This is a genomic window from Mesorhizobium australicum WSM2073, from assembly GCF_000230995.2.
GTDB classification, from domain to species: Bacteria; Pseudomonadota; Alphaproteobacteria; order Rhizobiales; family Rhizobiaceae; genus Mesorhizobium; species Mesorhizobium australicum.
Map to the genome: position 1 here is coordinate 5,451,591 of NC_019973.1, position 18,424 is coordinate 5,470,014.

16 protein-coding genes and 1 pseudogene are annotated in these 18,424 nt (G+C 63.8%); 4 read left to right on the plus strand and 13 right to left on the minus strand.

The window, feature by feature from the left end:
- Genes MESAU_RS26235 through MESAU_RS26245 form a run of 3 tightly spaced genes read left to right on the plus strand, consistent with a single transcriptional unit; the run spans position 1 to position 1,845 of the window.
- A complete protein-coding gene (locus MESAU_RS26235) occupies positions 1–330 on the plus strand; it encodes an L-rhamnose mutarotase (protein ID WP_015319057.1) in 330 nt (109 codons plus the stop codon).
- Entirely contained in the window at positions 323–1,399 is a 1,077-nt protein-coding gene (locus tag MESAU_RS26240; RefSeq protein WP_015319058.1) for a Gfo/Idh/MocA family protein, read from the plus strand. Before MESAU_RS26235 ends, MESAU_RS26240 begins: the two co-directional genes overlap by 8 nt.
- A complete protein-coding gene (locus tag MESAU_RS26245) occupies positions 1,396–1,845 on the plus strand; it encodes a MaoC/PaaZ C-terminal domain-containing protein (RefSeq protein ID WP_041163905.1) in 450 nt (149 codons plus the stop codon). The genes MESAU_RS26240 and MESAU_RS26245 overlap by 4 nt, the downstream gene beginning before the upstream one ends.
- Before the next feature lie 11 nt (positions 1,846–1,856).
- Here the strand turns inward: MESAU_RS26245 and MESAU_RS26250 are convergent, their stop codons facing one another.
- The 9 genes from MESAU_RS26250 to MESAU_RS26290 form a co-directional block, all read right to left on the minus strand.
- Entirely contained in the window at positions 1,857–2,654 is a 798-nt protein-coding gene (locus MESAU_RS26250; protein WP_015319060.1) for an ABC transporter permease subunit, read from the minus strand.
- 2 nt (positions 2,655–2,656) lie between these two features.
- Entirely contained in the window at positions 2,657–3,517 is an 861-nt protein-coding gene (locus MESAU_RS26255; protein WP_015319061.1) for a 2-aminoethylphosphonate ABC transporter permease subunit, read from the minus strand.
- A complete protein-coding gene (locus MESAU_RS26260; protein WP_015319062.1) occupies positions 3,510–4,655 on the minus strand; it encodes an ABC transporter ATP-binding protein in 1,146 nt (381 codons plus the stop codon). Before MESAU_RS26260 ends, MESAU_RS26255 begins: the two co-directional genes overlap by 8 nt.
- 32 nt (positions 4,656–4,687) lie before the next feature.
- Positions 4,688–5,716: a 2-aminoethylphosphonate ABC transporter substrate-binding protein gene (locus MESAU_RS26265; RefSeq protein ID WP_083883114.1), complete on the minus strand. Its 1,029-nt coding sequence runs from the start codon at positions 5,714–5,716 to the stop codon at positions 4,688–4,690.
- 250 nt (positions 5,717–5,966) lie between these two features.
- Entirely contained in the window at positions 5,967–6,980 is a 1,014-nt protein-coding gene (locus tag MESAU_RS26270) for a 2-hydroxyacid dehydrogenase (protein ID WP_015319064.1), read from the minus strand.
- 2 nt (positions 6,981–6,982) lie between these two features.
- Positions 6,983–8,341 (minus strand): (R)-1-hydroxy-2-aminoethylphosphonate ammonia-lyase, encoded by a 1,359-nt coding sequence (pbfA, locus tag MESAU_RS26275; RefSeq protein WP_015319065.1) that lies wholly within the window; start codon positions 8,339–8,341, stop codon positions 6,983–6,985.
- Positions 8,342–8,414: 73 nt separating this feature from the next.
- Positions 8,415–9,872, minus strand: coding sequence for a phosphonoacetaldehyde dehydrogenase (gene phnY / locus MESAU_RS26280; protein ID WP_015319066.1), 1,458 nt, complete (start codon positions 9,870–9,872; stop codon positions 8,415–8,417).
- Between the two features lie 267 nt (positions 9,873–10,139).
- Positions 10,140–11,396: a phosphonoacetate hydrolase gene (phnA, locus tag MESAU_RS26285; protein ID WP_015319067.1), complete on the minus strand. Its 1,257-nt coding sequence runs from the start codon at positions 11,394–11,396 to the stop codon at positions 10,140–10,142.
- 24 nt (positions 11,397–11,420) lie between these two features.
- Positions 11,421–12,620: a 2-aminoethylphosphonate--pyruvate transaminase gene (locus MESAU_RS26290; protein ID WP_015319068.1), complete on the minus strand. Its 1,200-nt coding sequence runs from the start codon at positions 12,618–12,620 to the stop codon at positions 11,421–11,423.
- A 264-nt stretch (positions 12,621–12,884) separates the two neighbouring features.
- Between MESAU_RS26290 and MESAU_RS26295 the strand changes: the two genes are divergently transcribed.
- On the plus strand, positions 12,885–13,754 hold the full coding sequence (locus MESAU_RS26295; protein ID WP_015319069.1) for a LysR substrate-binding domain-containing protein: 870 nt from the start codon (positions 12,885–12,887) through the stop codon (positions 13,752–13,754).
- Here the strand turns inward: MESAU_RS26295 and MESAU_RS26300 are convergent.
- The 4 genes and pseudogenes from MESAU_RS26300 to doeB form a co-directional block, all read right to left on the minus strand.
- Complete coding sequence (locus MESAU_RS26300) at positions 13,751–16,228, minus strand: GcvT family protein (RefSeq protein WP_015319070.1); 2,478 nt, start codon at positions 16,226–16,228, stop codon at positions 13,751–13,753. The two genes, MESAU_RS26295 and MESAU_RS26300, sit on opposite strands and share 4 nt — an antisense overlap.
- A gap of 82 nt (positions 16,229–16,310) precedes the next feature.
- A complete protein-coding gene (locus MESAU_RS26305; RefSeq protein ID WP_041163907.1) occupies positions 16,311–17,099 on the minus strand; it encodes a DeoR/GlpR family DNA-binding transcription regulator in 789 nt (262 codons plus the stop codon).
- A 171-nt stretch (positions 17,100–17,270) separates the two neighbouring features.
- Positions 17,271–17,402: pseudogene (locus MESAU_RS32410) on the minus strand (GntR family transcriptional regulator); the annotation flags it as partial.
- A gap of 20 nt (positions 17,403–17,422) precedes the next feature.
- Entirely contained in the window at positions 17,423–18,424 is a 1,002-nt protein-coding gene (doeB, locus tag MESAU_RS26310; protein WP_015319072.1) for a N(2)-acetyl-L-2,4-diaminobutanoate deacetylase DoeB, read from the minus strand.

The following is an 18,424-nucleotide window of genomic DNA, read 5'->3' on the forward strand; positions in this document are numbered from 1 at the left end:
ATGCAGCGGATGGGATTTGTGCTTGGGCTGAAGCCGGAGAAGGTCGAGGACTATGTTCGCCTCCATGCCGCCGTCTGGCCGGACGTGCTGACCATGATTTCGGCATGCAACATCAAGAACTATTCCATTTACCTGAAGCGGCCGGAGAACCTGCTGTTCAGCACCTTCGAATACCACGGCACCGACTACGAGGCCGACATGGCCAAGATGGCGGCCGATCCGAGGACGCAGGAATGGTGGGCCGTCTGCATACCTTGCCAGGAGCCGCTTGCGACCCGCAAGGAGGGTGAATGGTGGGCTTCGATGGACGAGGTCTTCCACCATGACTGAGGCCGGTTTCGACCCTGCCTCACTCGTCCAGGCCTGGGCCAAACCCTCACAACCCCGACCGATCGTCACTTTCGGTGCAGGGTCGATTGTCGGCGACGCGCATTTCCCGGCCTACCGAAAAGCGGGGTTTCCGATCGCCGGTCTTTACGATCCGGACCAGGCCAAGGCGCAGGCCCTGGCCGATAAATGGGACGTGACGGCGTTCCGTTCGGTGCAAGAAGCCGCTGGAGTTAAGGACGCGATCTTCGATCTGGCAACCCCACCGGGGCGGCACGCCGATATCCTGAAGGCGCTGCCCGGCGGTGCGGTCGCCCTGATCCAGAAGCCGATGGGCAATTACCTCGGGGAGGCAAGCGAAATCCTCGAAATCTGCCGCGCCAAGAAGCTCAAGGCGGCTGTGAATTTCCAGCTCCGCTTCGCGCCGATGATGCTGGCGCTGAAGGACGCCATCGCCAAGGGCTGGCTCGGCGAAGTCGTCGACTTCGATGCCTGGCTGGCGCTGGCGACGCCTTGGCAGTTGTGGGAATTCCTGCTCAAGGCGCCGCGCGTCGAGATCGCCATGCACTCGATCCACTATCTCGACCTGATCCGGCAGTTGCTCGGTGACCCCAAGGGTGTGCATGCCAAGACGCTCGGCCATCCCAATCATTCCGTGGCGCAGACGCGCACCAGCGCCATTCTCGACTATGGCGACACCGTGCGCTGCGCCCTGTCGATCAACCACGACCACAGGTTCGGGCGCCGGCATCAGGCCTGCGAATTTCGCGTCTGCGGCACCGAGGGTGCCGCCTATCTCAAGCTCGGTCTCAATCTCGATTATCCCCGGGGCGAGCCGGACATTCTGGAAATCTATCCGAAGGGCGGATCGGACTGGATCGCGGTGCCCTTGGCCGGCGAGTGGTTTCCCGACGCCTTTGTCGGGCGCATGGCAAATGTCCAACGCTTTGCATCCGGCGAAGACGCCGAACTGATCAGTTCGGTCGAGGATGCATGGAACACAATGGCGCTGGTGGAAGCCGCCTATCGTTCGAGCGCGGCGCCGGCGACGCCGATCGCGGAAAGGCCCTGATGGAACAGATCCAGTATTTCGAGGAGTACGAGATCGGCTCGACGCGGCTGACCAGCGGCCGCACGATTACCGAGACCGACTTCATCGTCCATGCCGGTCACACCGGCGATTTCTTCCCGCACCACGTGGACGCCGAGTTCATGAAGACAACGCCGTTCGGCCAGCGCATCGCGCATGGCACGCTGGTGTTCTCGGTCGGCATCGGGCTGACGGCAACGGTCATCAATCCCGTCGCTTTTTCCTATGGCTACGACCGGCTGCGCTTCATCAAGCCCGTGTTCATCGGCGACACGATCCGCACACGCACCACCATCGCGGCCAAGGAGGACGACCCCAAGCGACCGGGTTCCGGACGCGTGATCGAGCGCTGCGAAGTGATCAACCAGCGCGGCGAGGTGGTGCTGGCGGCCGACCACATCTACATCGTCGAACGCCAGCCGGCCTGAGGCAATGTCCGCTATGCGCCGGTAGCGCGCTTGGTGATGCGCTCCAGACCGAGCAGCAGGACCAGCGTTGCCGCCACCAGGATCATGGTGAGCGCCGCCCCGGCAAAGATGTCGCCGCGATCGGTCAGTGAGAAAATCGACACCGGCAGCGTCACCCAACCCGGCGGATAGACCATCACGGTCGCGCCAAGCTCGCCCATGGACAGCGCGAAGCTCAGCCCGAAGGCCGCGACCAGATAGGGTGCGAGCAAGGGCAGCGTGACATGCCGGAGCCGATAGGCAGGGCGTGCGCCAAGGCTCGACGCGACCTGCTCGAAGTCGGGCGACAGCCGCGCAAGCCCGGCCGAGACATTGCCGAAGGTGAAAGCCGAGATCAGCACGAAATGCGCGATCATGACGATTGCGATCGTGCCGTTGAGCAACAGCGGGGGATGGCTGAACGCAACCAGCAGGCCAAGGCCGACCGACACCGAAGGCACAGCGCTCGGGATGAAGAACAGCAGGCCGAGTGCCCTCGCCAGCGTGGCGCCCTGGATGCGCAGCGCAAGTGCTGCCCAGGTGCCGCTGACCAGCGCCAGCGCGCTGGCCAGGAAGCCGGTGACGAGGCTGGCCTTGACCGCGTTCCAGGCCGCGCCGCGCGCGACATCGGTGTAGTGCTCCGTGGTCAAGCCATTGGGCAGCACGCCGTTCCACTGGTCGGCGAGGCTGGACAGCAGGATCACCGCCAGCGGCGCCAGGAACAGCACGCCGAAGATCAGCGCGAAGATCACCCAGATGACGAAGCGACCGGAACGCGACCAGACCAGCATCGCTAGACTCCCAACCGGCCGGCGGCGAAGCGGTAGAGGCCGAACAGGCCGAGCGACAGGGCTATGTTGACCACGGCGATGATGCAGGCGACCTGGTAGGCCGATTCCTGGATCGCCTTGCCATAGATCAGCAGCGGCAGCGTGATGACGCCCTTGGCGCCGATGAACAGGACGATGCCGAATTCGTTGACGGTGAGGAGCAGGCAGAGGCTGCCGCCGGCGATGAGCGCGGGTACCGCCGCCGGCAGAATGACCTGGCGGACAATGCGGAACGGTCGCGCGCCAAGCACGCTTGCCGCTTCGATCTGGCCGCGATCGACCAGCGAAAAGGCGGCAAGCAGCGGCCGCAGGATGAAGGGCGTGTAGACCGTGACCTCGGCCAGAACGACGCCCCATGTCGAATAGAGGAAGTCGACCGGCGGCAGCGGCAGCGAGAAGGCTTCCATCAGCCCGGAGTTGAGCATGCCGGCGGAGCCATAAAGGAAGGTGAAGGCCAGCGTCACCAGGAAGGTCGGCAGGGCGATGAAAGTGTCGATCAGCCTGGCGATGAAGCCGCTGCCTGGAAACGGCACGAAGGCAAGGATCAGCGCCAGCACCAGGCCGACGACCAGGCATCCGGCCGTCGCCGTGACCGAGATCGTCACCGTGTTGACCAGCGCGTTGAGGAAGAAGCGCGAATGCAGGACGCGGACGATCTCGGCGACATTGGCGACGCCGCTGTCGTCGAGGAAGGCCTGGCGTACAATCAACGCCAGCGGGTAGAAGAACAGCAGTGCCAGCAGGGCCGCCGGCGGCACGATCCACAGCCGGCCCGGCTCTCGCTTTCTGGCCGTCGGCATACCAATGGCGAGCGCTTCAGACACCGGCGTCTTCCGGGAGAAGCGACGTATCGGCCGGCGCAAAGAACAGCGGCACCTCTGTGCCGGGTTCCGGCAAGGCCATCGGCAGTTTCGTTGCCGAGACGCGCACCGGCGTGCCGTCGACATCGAGCACCAGATGCGTGAGTTCACCCTGCCAGTGCACTTCCCTGAGCGTGCCGACAATGCGGTTGGTGTGCTCGCTGTCGGCCGTCAGGCTCAGATGCTGCGGCCTGATGCAAAGCAGGCTCTTGTCGCCAACCTTCTCGCCGCGACCGGCACCGGTGAGCACGGCATCGCCATGCCTGGCCGTGGCGAAGCCCTTCGGGCCGGCAGCCTCGGCAACCGTCACCGGCAGAAGGTTGGCGCGGCCGAGAAACTCGGCGGTGAAGCGGTTTGGCGGACGGCGATAGAGTTCGGTCGTCGGCCCATGCGAACAGACCCTGCCGTCGCGCATGATGGCGATCTTGTCGGCAAGCGTCAGCGCCTCGGTCTGGTCGTGGGTGACGTAGAGGATGGTCAGGCCCGGCAGGCTGCGGTGCAGACGGGCGATCTCCTCGACCATGTTGCGGCGGATCTGCGCGTCGAGCGCCGAAAGCGGCTCGTCGAGCAGCAGCACGCGGGGCCGCACGGCAAGAGCGCGCGCAATCGCGACGCGCTGCTGCTGGCCGCCCGAAAGCTCGCGCGGATAACGCCGGGCAAACGTCGCCATGCCGACGGTGGCGAGCGCATCTTTCACCCGTTCGCCGATCAGCGCCTTGTCGGCGCCTTGTGCCCTGAGGCCAAAGGCGACGTTGTCCTCGACCCGCATATGCGGGAACAGCGCGTAGTTCTGCACCACCATGCCGAGCCCACGCTCATAGGGCGGCAGATCGGTGACATCGGTGGCGCCGATGCGGATGCGGCCGCTTGCCGGCCGCACGAAGCCGGCAACGGCACGCAGAGCTGTCGTCTTGCCGGAGCCGGACGGGCCTATCATCGCCAGGATTTCGCCAGGCGCGATGTCGAGGGTCAGCGGATGCAGGACGACATGGGCGCCATAGGCGACAACGACCTTGTCGAAGTGGACGTTCGAGCCGGCGCCGCGAACCTTCGCGGCGTCGATGTCCGTGACACTAGGGCCCGTGAAGGCGGCGGCCGACATGGCATTGTTCTCCGGATTGCTTCCCGTGCGGATCAACTTCCGGTCGCTTCGTTCCACTTCTTGACGTAGTCGGGAAGCTTGCTCAGCGCCTCGTCCCAGTTCGGCGACCAGATGGTCAGGCCTTTCATCGCCTCCTGCAGCTTGGCGAAATTGGCGTCGGACGGCGTCACGTCCTTGCGGGCCGGCATGCCGAGGGCAACGGAACTTACAGTCGACTGTGCCTCCTTGGACAGCAGGAAGTCGATCAGCTTCTTGCCGTTGTCGCTATTTGGCGCACCGGTGACCAGGCCGATTTCATAGGGCAGCGCAAAGGTGGAGCGGGTGCCATCGGGGCCAGCGGGCCAAAACACCTTGATGTTGGGATTGTCTGCCATCTGCGACATGTTCATCTGCAGGTCGCCATTGGCCACATGCAGCTCGCCCTTGTTGACCAGCGCGGTCAGCTTGCCGGTCGAGGCGGACGGGCCGACATTGTTGTCCTGCAGCTTCTTCATGAACTCGAAGCCGGCATCCTCGCCGCCAAAGGCATGGATGATCTGCAGCATGACGGCCGTGCCGTCGCCAGCCTGGCCGGGGGTCGAGTACTGGATCTTGCCCTTGAACTTCGGATCGAGCAGATCGTTATAGCTCTTCGGCGCTTCCGACAGCACGGCGCTGTTGTAGATGAAATTCATGTAGTTGTTGACCAGCGGCCGGTACTTGTCGGTGCCGCCGTCGATCTGGGATGCGGCTTCGGGTTTGTAATCCTGCAGCAGACCGTCCGCGGCGGCGCGCTGGATGAAGGGCGGCAAGGTCACCAGCACGTCGGCCTGCGGGTTCGACTTTTCCTTGGCGACGCGCTCGACGACGCCGCCCGAGCCTGCCTCGATATACTGAACGGTGATGCCGGTGGCCTTGGTGAAGGCTGCGAATTCGGTCTCGTACCAGCTGCCATTGCCGTCATGCAGCCCATCGGCGGAGTAGACGGTGACGACGCCGTCGGCGAGTGCCGGCCCAATGAGAGCCGCCGATGCGAGCAATGCGGCGAAGGCCGCGACCATGGTTGCGTTCCTTGATTTCATAACCAGTTCCCCTTTGATTGAAGGCACATTCTGCGATGCACTAGGACCAACCGGCCTTTGGGTCTCTGGCGGACGTTGAGCCGGTTGGATGTCTTCGTTGTGACAACTCTGGGGATTGGGCATCGATAAGTAAAATCTATTTATTTTATGATAGCCAAACTTTCTCTGATATTTGTCATGGAACTGTCGCATCGATGTCGTGAATACAAATATGCTGCGCCGATGGCGGCTATCCGTTTGAAAATACAGGTTATCGGCCGAACACAATGCCTGCGGTCTGCGCCCGCAATCGCGGATCATGCGAGCGGATGGTCACTGGCCGGCCTTCGAGAATTTCGAAACAGCGCGCGAGCGTGTCGTCTTCCAGCCGGCGCATCGCCTCGTAGGTGAAGAAGGTAAGATGCGGAAACAGGATCACATTGTCGCGACCGAACAATGCGCTCATCGGATGGCCTGACCTCGCCAGCGGCTCGACCGAATAGACGTCGAGCCCGGCACCACCGATGCGACCGGCAACGATCGTCTCGACGAGCGCCGCCTCATCGATCAGCGCACCGCGCGAGACATTGACGATGATGGCCGAAGGTTTCAGGCAGGCGAGCTCATGCTTGCCGATCAGGCCGCGTGTCTGGTCATTCAGCACGCAATGCAACGAAACGAAATCACAGGCACGCAACATGGCGTGCAGGTCGTCGGCCTTCTCGATGCCGGCGGCGCGCATCGTCGCGGCATCGACACCGGGATCAAAACCAACGACGCGTGCGCGAAACCCCTGGCCGGCCATGCGCGCCATGCTGCGGCCAATCTTGCCGCAGCCGACCAGCCCAAGCGTGGCGCCTGATATATCGCGTCCCAGCCAGCGCTGTTCGGGCCAAATCCAGCCGTCTCGCGTCATTGCCTGGGTGATCCCCGGCAGCCGCTTGGCGAGCGCAATCATCAGCGCGAAGGCACCTTCGGCAACGGTTTCCTCGGCATAGTCGGGCACGTTGACCACGGGAATGCCGCGCCGCATCGCTGCGGGAATATCGATGGCATCGATGCCGACGCCGTATTTGACGATACCCTTCAGCCTGGGAGCGGCGTCGATCACCCGCGCGGTGATGGGCGTGTAGCACATGAGCAGAAGATCCGCGTCGGCGACCGCGTTGGCGAGATCGGCTTCGGGAATGCCATCCGGCAGCGTCACCAGGTCGACGCCCCTCGCCCGTAGGCCGGTATCAATTTCAGGACATTCGAGTTCGCGGTCTGTGCGGACGACCTTCATGGTCAGGCCGCCAGAACCGCGGTCTCGACGATGTCGAGCGCGCGGTCGAGATCAGTTTTGGAGATAACCAACGGCGGCGAGAGCGTCAGCACATTGCCGTGGCTCACCTTGAAGCTCAGGCCTTGTTCCAGGCAGGTGTAGAAGACACGTTCGGCGAGGTCCCGCGCCGGCTGTCGCGAAGCACGGTCCTCAACGAGTTCGACGCCGACCATCAGCCCCCTGCCCCTGACGTCACCGACATGGGGCGAGCGCGCCATCAGGTCCTGCATACGTGCAAGCATATGGCCGCCAAGCTCAGCCGAACGCTCGACCAGCCCCTCCTCCAGGATGATGTCGATGGTCGTCAGCGCCGCACGCGTTGTCACGGGGTTCTTTTCGTGGGTGTAGTGACCGATGGCAAAGCCGCCGGTGACGTCGAGATCGCGGCGGGCGATGACGGCGGCGATCGGCAGGATGCCGCCGCCGAGTGATTTGCCGAGGACAAGAATGTCGGGCGTTACGCCGTCATGCTCATGGGCGAAAACTTTTCCGGTCTTGCCGAGGCCGGTCGGGATCTCGTCGAAGATCAGCAGCGTGCCGTGCCTATCGCAGGCCTCGCGCACGCGCTTCCAGAAGCCAGGCGGAGGTGGATTGGGCGTCGCGCGCATCGGCTCGGCAACGACAGCCGCCACGTCCTGCTCGCGGCCGAGAACGTAGGCGATCATGTTGGCGCAAGCGAGCCCGGACGCTTCCAGCGTGTCGTGGCCATAGGGGCAACGATAGCCATCCCAGGACGCGACATGCTCGGTGCCGGTCATCATCGGGCCTGCGATATGCGAGCGGAACGTCGCCTCGCCGCCGACGCTGGCAGCGCCGAAGCCGGCGCCATGGAAAGCATCCCAGAACGACACCGTCTTGAAACGGCCGGTGGCGGCGCGCGCGATCTTCAGCGCGACCTCGATGGCATCGGAGCCACCGGTGGTGAACAGCACCTTGCCGAGATCGCCGGGAGCCAGCGCGGCCAGCTTCTCGGCCAATTCGACGGCGGGCTCGCAGGTGAAACGGCGCGGCGCGAAGCAGAGGTCGTCGAGCTGCTTCTTGATCGCCGCCACCAATCTCGGGTGGCCGTAGCCGAGGTGATGCACGCTGTTGCCGTGGAAATCCATGAAGCGGCGGCCGGCGGTGTCCTCGATCCAGATGCCTTCCGCCCTAGCGATCGTCGAAAGACAGGGGCTGGACAGGCTCTGGTGCATGAACGCGGCGGCATCGCGATCGAGCAGGCCGCGAATGCGGGGATCGTTCTGGCCGGTATCCCAGCGGCCGCGCGCCGCCGTCGTGTTGGAATCGCCTTCGGTATGCACAAGCTCTGGTATCGCGGCCATCATTGTCTCCGAAATGCGAATGAGGGAGCGTGGGATGCTCCCTCGGTTTGTTCCGCCAGCTTATGTGATCCGGTCAGGACCAAGGCAGCGAAAATGTCTTCACATTGGTGTAGCTCTTCATCGCCTCGATGACGCCTTCCTTGTAGCCATTGCCGCTGTCCTTGATGCCGCCGAAGGGCGACATCTCGATGCGGTAGCCCGGCACTTCCCAGATGTTCACCGTGCCGACCTGCAGGCCGGCGATGTATTTCTGCATGCGGGGAAACGAATTGGTGCAGACGCCCGACGACAGGCCGAAGGCGGTCGAGTTGGACAACGCGATCAGTGCTTCATCGTCATCCGGCGCGCGCACGATCGGGATGATCGGCCCGAACGTTTCTTCCTTCACCAGTTCGGATGTGTGCGGCACGCGGTCGACGACGATTGGCGGCAGCAGCGCACCCTGACGACCCGGGTTGTAGAGGATCTCTGCCCCCTGCTCGGCCGCCATGTGGACGCGCGCTTCGAACAATGCCGCCGCCTTCTCATGCACGACGGTGCCGAGATCGGTCGAGCGGTCCATCGGATCGCCGAAGCGGATCTTCTTGGCCCGCTCCAGCACCAGCGGCACGAAGCGGTCGGCGACGCTTTCCTGGACGAGGATGCGCTTGACCGCCGTGCAGCGCTGGCCGGAGTTTTTGGTCGCACCGGCGACCGCGAGATCGGCGGCCTTGGCCAGATCGTCATCGGAGAGATCGTTGAGGATGATCAGCGGATCGTTGCCGCCGAGTTCCAGCACCTGGCGCCTGTAACCGGCGGTGCGGGCGATCATCTTGCCGACCGGCACGCCGCCGGTGAAGGTGATCAAGTCGATATTCTCGTTGGTGATCATCTCGTTGCCGATGTCGACCGGCCAGCCGGTCACCACCGAAAGCATTTCCGGCGGCAGGCCGGCTTCATAAAGAATGTCGGCCAGCACCAACGCCGTCATCGGCGTCAGTTCGGTCGGCTTCACCACCACGCAATTGTTGGTGGCGATGGCCGGCGCCACCTTGTGCGAGACCATGTTGAGCGGATGGTTGAATGGCGTGATCGCCGAGATAGCCTTCAGCGGCTCGCGCGTGGTGAAGATCTTGCGCGCCTTGCCGTGCGGGGTGAGGTCGCAGGAGAAGATCTGGCCATCGTCCTGGATGCACATCTGCGCCGACAGCGTGAACACATCATAGGCGCGGCCGACTTCGTAGAGCGAGTCGGCCTTGGAGATACCGAGCTCGAGCGTGATCAGATCGGATATTTCTTCCCGGCGCAACGCCAGTGCTTCCGCCGTGCGGAACAGAATCTGCTGGCGCTCGTAGCGCGTCAGCTTCGACTTGTAGCCTGCAGCGATCTCGAACGCCTGGCGGGCGTGTTCGGCGCGGCCGGCGGGGACGGTGCCGATGACGGTGTCGTTCCAGGGGTAACGCACCTCGACAACACCACCGGCATCGACCTTCTTGCCGGCAATGCGCATCGGCTCGTGGCGAACTTTGATGGCGGGGTCAAGTTGGGTCATGTGCTCTGCTCCAGCAGATTCTTGGGTACGTCGCGGCGAGGGGTCGACCCCCACTCCGGCCCTTCGGGCCACCTCTCCCCCCGATCGACGGGGGAGAGGAAGGCCGCCAGGGCTAGCGGCGGCTTAGCCTAAAAGCGTGGTGGCGCCGACCTCGCCTGATTTCCTCTCCCCCGTCGATCGGGGGAGAGGTGTCGAGCGAAGCTCGACGGAGTGGGGGTCGACCAGCGCCATCATGGAGGCGACACCTACCGGCACCCGACCCATCCGTCACGCGAGCGCCGCGGCAAGCGTGGCGTAGTAGAAGGCGTCGAAGTTCCTCAGCGCCGGCTCATCAGGCAAATCCGGCAGCACGCGGTTGACGATGAACGGCACTTCCTGCTCGGTCAGTCCGCCATGCGAGCGCAGCGGCTCGTTCAGCGCCGCCAGATCATGGCGATGTTCCGATGTGCCGATCGTCTTGTTCTCGGTCGAGACCAGCACGATGTCGCCGATGCGGTCAGCCGGCAGTTCGAAGCGCTCGCAGGCCGTCCGGCTATCGACGACCAGCATGATGCCGTCAACCTTGGCCAGCCGCGCCATGATGCCCGCCTGGTCCGCGCCATCAGGCAAATAGGCGGTGGCGAAAGAGCCCAGCGCGCCATGGTGCACGACATAGGGGTCGGTGATCGGCAGGATGACGCGGGCGGCATCCTTGCCCAGCCATTCGTCAAGCAGGTCCTGGACGTAGACGACGTCGGGCGCACCGCCGGCCTTGTGCTTGGGCTTCATGCCATGGTCGGCGGTGACAACGATCGCGGCGCCCAGCGCATCAAGTTCGGTCAGGTACTTGTCGAACATCTCGTAGAAGGCGTTGGCCTGCGGCACGCCCGGTGCGTATTTGTGCTGCACGTAGTCCGTCGTCGTCAGGTACATGATGTCGGGGCGGAATTCCCGCAGCAACTGGACGCCGGCGGCGAAGACGAATTCCGACAGTTCGGCCGAATAGACTTCTGGCACAGGCAGGCCGAAATGCTTCGAGGCATTGTCGATGCCGTGCTCGCCAACCGTGGTTGTATCGGACTTCTCCGCCGAAAAGCACAGCGCGCGCCCTTCGTCGAAAGACAGACCCTTGCCGAGCAGCGCACGCAGTTTGTCTTTGGCGGTCACAACGGCAACCTTGGCGCCCGCATCATAGAAGGCCTGAAAAATGGTCGGCGCGCGCAGGAAGCGCGGGGCGTTCATCATCACTTCCTTGCCGGTCTCGCGCTCGTAGAGATAGTTGCCGCAAATACCGTGCACCGAGGGCGGGCGACCGGTGGCGATCGACAAATTGTTGGGATTGGTAAAGCTCGGAATGACCGAGTGTGCGAAACGCACCGTGCCCTTCTCCTTGATCCTGACCAGGGCCGGCATCAGCCCGGCCTTGACCGCTTCATCGAGATAGGCCGGCTCGCAGCCGTCGAGGCAGATGGCGATCGCCGGCACGCGCGGCCAGGCGTAGGTGCGGCCGTTGACCGCGACGTTGATGGGAGACATCTGGTTCATCAAAAATCCTCGAAATCGGCCGCTTCAGGCGGCGAGTTTAGCGCGCTCGGCGATTGCCGCGGCGGGTGGAGCGGCGGTGTCGACGCCCATTTCATCAAGCGATTGCGCCGCCGCCTCGACGACGCGACGCATGACATGTTCGTCCATTTGGCCGATGCAGCCGACACGGAAGGAGTCCACGACCGTTAGCTTGCCGGGGTAGATGATGAAGCCCTTGTCCTTCATCAGTTCGTAGAAGCGATCGAAGGCGAAGTTGGCGTGGGCCGGGTTGAAGAAGGTGACGATGATCGGCGACAGCCAGCGGTCCTTGAGCAATGTCTCAAAGCCGAGTTCGCGCATGCCCGACACCATGACGTCGCGGTTCCTGGTGTAGCGGGCACCACGGCCGGCGACGCCGCCTTCAGCCTCATGCTGGCGCAGCGCCTCCAGGAAAGCGGCGACGACATGCGTCGGCGGCGTGTAGCGCCACTGGCCGGTCTTGTTCATGTGCGCCCACTGCGCGTGGACGTCGAGCGACAGGGAATGGCTGCGCCCCTTGGCTGCCTCGAGTTCGCTCTTGCGGGCGATGATGAAGCCGAAGCCGGGCACGCCCTCGATGCATTTATTGGCCGACGAGACCATCGCCTCATAGCGGATCTCGTTGACGTCGAGCGCGACGGCGCCGAACGCGCTCATGGAATCGACCAGCAGCTTGCGGCCCTTGGCATGGACGGCCTCGGCGATCTCGGCGACCGGGTTCAAAATGCCGGAGCTGGTCTCGCAATGAATGGCGATGACGTGGGTGATGGCGTGGTCGGCTTCGAGCGCTGCCGCCACCTCGTCGCCGCGCGGCGGCAGGTAATCGCCCTTGTCGATCAGCGTATAGGCGCGGCCGAGATACTGCATGGTCTGTGCGGCGCGAAGGCCGTAGGCACCATTGGCCAGCACCAGAACCTTGCCATCCCTGGGCACGAACGACCCCAGCATCGCCTCGACGCAGAACGAGCCTGAGCCTTGCATCGGCACGCAGTCGAACTCGCCATTGGTGTCACCGGTCAGCGCCAGCAGGCGGCGGCGCATGTCTGATGTCATGGCGCGGAAGTCGCCGTCCCACGATCCCCAGTCGCGCAGCATCGCCTGCTTGACCGAATAGGCCGTGGTGAGCGGCCCGGGGGTCAACAGATAGGGCTCGCCCAGCGCCGGCCTGGCCAGCGGCTCCGCGGCAAATTTCGTTTCGGCGAGCATGATGTCCTCCGACAGGTCGCTGCTTTTTTGATCTGGCGCATTGTTGGCTGAGGGCACATATTTGTAAAATCGTTATTTTGTATCGACGTATCGATTTCATTGATGATCCGATACAGACAGCAGAAGCTGCATGGCGCTCGTGACAGCTTCGTGAAACCCGGCAGGCCCATTCCAAGACATAAACCGAATCGTTTGTTTCCGGCTTTTGCATAGCAGGGCTTATGATAGGCTGCTGGTAACCAGAGAGGCTCGGGAGCGAAGAAGATGCGCTATGTTCAGTTGCGGGCCTTTCATCAGGTGGCGATCTCCGGCGGCTTTTCGCGGGCGGCCGAAGCGCTGTTCCTGACCCAGCCGGCGATATCGGACCAGGTCCGCAAGCTCGAGGAAGAGTATGATGTCCTGCTGTTCAATCGTAACAAGAAGCAGGTCACGCTGACCCATTCCGGCCAGAAACTGCTCGAAATAACCCACCGCATGTTCGACACCGAGCAGCAGGCGCTTGAGCTTCTGACCGAGTCGCGCGCGCTGCGCTCCGGCACGCTGCGCATCGTCGCCGACGCCGCGCATCATCTGCTTCACATTCTCGGCAGCTTTCGCGCCCGCTATCCCGGAGTGCAGGTCTCGGTGCGTGCCGGAAACACCGAGACGGTGATCAGCAGCCTCTACAGCTACGATGCCGATATCGGCGTGCTGGGCGAGGTGCCCGCCGGACGCGACTTCGAGGTGCTGAAACTGAACTCGACGCCGATCATAGCCTTCACCTCGATCGATCATCCGCTGTCGGGGAAGAAATCGCTGACGCTCGCGCAGCTCGCACAGGAATCCCTGGTCATGCGCGAGCGCGGCTCGAAGACGCGCCAGAAGCTCGAAGACCTGGCCGCCGCGTCGAAGGTCGAACTCAGGCCTGTGATCGAGGCAGAAGGCCGCGAAGCCGTGCGCGAAATCGTCGCCTCGGGCGCCGGTATCGGCTTTGTCTCGGCGGCCGAATTCGGCCAGGATTCGCGGCTCGTCCCAATCACCATCGACGCGCCCGAGACCTTGATGGACGAGGCGCTGATCTGCCTGCGCGAGCGCAGCGGCGGCAAACTGGTGCGCGCCTTTCTCGACATGGCGCGCTCTATGTCGACGGATTAAGCCGCGGCACGAACCTCCACCACATCGGCTTTCACCCGCTCCGATTTCGGATCGTAGGGGCTGCGCAGATGCACGGTAGCCGCATGGCGTACGCCGGCTAGATCGATCTCGAAATGGCCGCCGCTCAGGAACACAGCATCCACGCCGGTTTCGTTTTCGATCAAGCCGAGCGCCACTGACCGGCCAAGCGTATGGCCGTAGGCGGCCGAGCGGACCTCGCCGACCGGCCTGCCGTCGCGCAGGACCAACTCACCGCCCCACAGCATCGGCTCGGTGTCGTCGAGCGTAAGGAGCACGATACGCTTTGCCGGTCCCGACGACGACTTTGCCTCAACAAGCGCGTCATGGCCGATGAACCCACCCGGTTTGTCCATGGCAACGGCAAAGCCAAGCCCCGCCTGCCAGGGATTGATATCAGGCGTCAGTTCCCGACCCCAGGCCCGAAAACCCTTTTCAATGCGCAAGGCATCGAGCGCGTAGTAGCCGGCGTCGGCCAAACCGAATTCGCGGCCGCCCTCATGCAACGCCTCGTAGACGCCGACGGCGAATTCGGCCGGCACGATCAGTTCCCAGCCGAGTTCGCCGACATAGGTCATGCGGTTGGCATAGGCAGTGGCGTAGCCGATATCGATTTCGCGAATGCTGGCGAAGGGGAAGCCGGCGTTGGAAAGATCGGCCGACGACAGTTTGCAGAGGAGATCGCGCGAACGCGGCCCCATCAACGCCAGCACCGCGTAAGCAGAGGTAACGTCGGTCAGGACGGCGTGGGCATGGGCCGGAATGTTCTTGACGATCCAGTCGGCATCGTGGACCGCCTGGGCGGAGCCGGTAACGATGAGGAATCTTTCCGCGCCAAGCCGCATCACGGTGAGATCGCTTTCGTAACCGCCGCGCGCATTGAGCACGCCGGTGTAGACCGACGTGCCGACCGGCACATTGATGTCGCCGGCGCAGATGCGGTTCAACACGGCACAGGCATCGCGGCCCTGGACAAGAAGCTTGGCGAAGGAGGTCTGGTCGAAGATGGCGACGGCTTCGCGCGTCGCCTTCATCTCGCGCCGCACGGCCTCGTGCCAGTTCTGGCGACCGAAGGCATAGTCGTTCCCGGCTTTCTCTCCCGGCGCCGCGAACCAGTTGGCACGCTCCCAGCCCATCTTGGAACCGAAGCAGGCGCCCTTGGCGGCGAGCCGATCATAGAGCGGCGAGCGGCGGAACGGCCGCGCGGTATCCAATTCGCGGTTCGGCCACGGCATGGCGTAATGCAGGCCGAGCGTCTCCTTGACGCGGTCATGCAGCCAGCGCGGATTGTTGTTGAAAGCGGCGAAGCGCCTGATGTCGACCGGCCACAAATCCATGGTCGGCGCGCCGTTGACGATCCATTCGGCCAGTGCCTTGCCGGCGCCACCGGCACTGGCAATGCCCATCGAATTGAAGCCAGCGCCGACATAGAAATTCTTCAACTCCGGCGCCTCGCCGAGGAGGAAATTGTTGTCCGGCGTGAAGCTTTCGGGTCCGTTGTAGAATTTCTTGACTTCGGCCTGCGCCAGCTGCGGCACGCGCACCAGCGCGTTTTCCATCAGGATCTCGAACTGGTCCCAGTCGTCGGGCAGCAGCGCGAATTCGAAATTTTCGGGAATGCCGTTCATGCCCCACGGCTTGGCGTGCGGCTCGAAGCCACCCATCACCAGACCGCCGACCTCCTCCTTGAAGTAGATGAAGCCATCGGGGTCGCGCATCACAGGCAGGTCCGGATGCACACCCTCGATCCGGCCGGTGACGATGTACATGTGCTCGGCCGAGTGCAGCGGCACCGAGACGCCGCACATCAGCCCGACCTTGCGGGCCCATTGGCCGGCGCAGTTGACGACGATCTCGGCGGCGATGTCGCCGCGGTCCGTCTCGACGCCGCAGGCGACGCCGTTTTTCACCGTGATGCCGGTGACCTGCACCCGCTCGAAGATTTTGACGCCACCATTGCGCGCGCCCTTGGCCAGCGATTGCGTGAGATCGGTGGGATTGGCCTTGCCGTCTCCGGGCAGCCAGACGGCGCCGACCAGATCGTCTGTCGCCATCACCGGCCAGAGCTCGGCTGCCTCGCGAGGCGAGATGACGTCGATCTCGACCCCTTGGGCACGCGCCGACGCGGCCGTGCGCTTCAACACCGCCATGCGGTCGGTGGTGCGCGCGACGGATAGCGAACCGCAGTTCTTCCAGCCGGTGGCGAGGCCGGTCTCGGCCTCCAGTTCGCTGTAGAGCTGCGTGGAGTACCGGATCAGGCTGGTCATGTTGGAATGGCTGCGCAGCTGACCGACAAGACCGGCCGCGTGCCAGGTGGTGCCGCCGCTGAGCTGTCCCTGCTCAAGCAGCACCACATCGCTCCAGCCCAGCTTGGTCAGATGATAGGCGACCGAGCAGCCGATGATGCCGCCGCCGACAATGACAATTCGAGCCTGGGTGGGAAATTCATGTGCCATGAGCGTTCCGCCATTTGAGGGATGGCCGAGACATTACCATGGGAAAACCAAATATCAACTCATAATATCACAAAATATCACATCAAGCTGCAACGATGAGTTCAGGCCCCCTGTGCGAAAGCGCCTCGGCAAGCGCGAATTCGGGGTCGGTGTCGACGATTACCCCAGCGGCACGTTCGAAATTCGGAATTCTGAGCGGCGTCAGCTTGCCGAATTTGCTGCTGTCGAGCACGAAATAGGCCTTGCCGGCGAGGCTGATCATCCGGCCCCGCTGTTCGGCCCCGGCGCGGGTGAAATCGGTCACCTCGCCGACCGGAGACAGCGCTCCGCCACCCAGAAAGGCCATATCGACGCGAAAGCGCGCCATCGCATCGAGCGTGTCGATGCCGGAAGCCGCCTCCTCGCCCGGGTCGACTTCGCCGCCCAGCATGTGCACGCGCATGCCGGGAACATGGCATAGGTGCAGCGCTATCTTCAGGCTGGCCGTGCAGATCGTCAGATCGCGCAGTTCCGTCATTGCATGCGCGATGGCCAAAGTGGTGGTGCCGGAATCGAGAAAGACCACCATGCCATCCCGGACCAGCCCGGCGGCCGCCCTGCCGATCGCGGCCTTGCCTTGGGCATTTTCCTGGCTGCGCTGGCTCATCGCGGGTTCGCTCGGTTCGAAGCGGGCGGCCCCGCCATGCACGATGCCGAGCCTGCCCTGGTCGGAAAGCAGCTTCAAATCGCGGCGGATGGTTTCGCGCGAGACGTCGAAGAACCCAGCCAGTTCGGCGACGCTAACGGAACCCTGGGCGCCCAGCCGCCGCAGGATCTCGTCATGGCGGCGCGGGGCAAGGGCACGTGCCGGCAGGCGGCTGACGGGAGACATGGCATCCTCGTGTCGAGCATTGATGTTGCAATATGTGGCAGCGAACCGGCGCGGTGGCAACCACGCGCCACGCTTGCGGGCGGCCCCCTGCCCTTCGGGCTTAGAATTTTCGCGACAACCGCCGCCATCCGTCGCGTTGACCAGCGTGTCGCTTCCCTCGCGAAGATGCTGTCTCAGAACGCTCACCGCCTTCTTGCCATCGCGCCGGCGGCAGGCGGTCAGCAGATCGCGGTGTTCGCTCTGCGAGCGGGTGCGATAATCCGGATTCGACAGCTCGAGCAGAAGAGTGGGTCCGCCCGGCATGGTCCGGGCGGAGAAATCAGTCAATCGACCTTTACGGCGACCACCGCGGCGCAGTCGCCGGCCTTGACCAGGCCAGGGAAATGCCGCGCCGCCAGCATGCCCGACATTTTGGCCCGGATTTCCCGCGGCGCGACGCCGGTGCGGCCGGTGGAATGAATGCGGGCCACCACCGCGCCTTCTTCGACAGGTTCGCCGAGATCGACCATGGTTTCGATCATGCCGTCATCCTCGGCGAAGCAGAAGCAATCGCCCGAGGGCATGTCCAGCCACTGCGTTCTGCCCGTCTCGACCGCCCCGGCGACGATACCAGCATGACGCAGCACGTTGAGGATGCCGCGGCGCGCGATCCGCACCGTCTCGGCTCGCGACGTACCGCCACCGCCGAGCTCGGTGGTGACGAAGACCTTGCCCATCTCTTCGGCCGCCGTGTCATACATGCCGATCGCATCGATCTCGGTCATGCGCATCGAGAATGGTGCCGAGAATGCCGCCACCGCGGCAAAGGCTTTCTGCTCCAGCGCCTTGTCGGGCAAAGTGTGGGCGGCACAGAACGGTACGAAATCCAGCGTCCTGCCGCCGGAATGGAAGTCGAAGACGATGTCGGCGTGGGGAAGCAGCTCGCGTTGGAAATAATCGGCGATCTTCTGCGTCACCGTGCCGTCGGGCCGGCCGGGGAAACTGCGGTTCATGTTGCCCTTGTCGATCGGCGAGGTGCGCGTGCCGGCCCGAAAAGCAGGATAGTTCATCGCCGGCACGATTATGACGGTGCCGCTGACCTGGCTGGGATCGAGCGTGCGGGCGAGTTCGTAGAGCGCCAGCGGCCCTTCATACTCGTCGCCATGATTGCCGCCGGTCAGCAGCGCCGCCGGCCCCTTGCCGTTGCGGATGACGCAGATCGGGATCATCACCGAGCCCCAGGCCGAGTCGTCGCGGCTATAGGGCAGGCGCAGGAAACCATGCTGGACGCCGTCACGATCGAAATCGACGGTCGGCGTGACCGGCGACGGGCGAAGACTGGACAT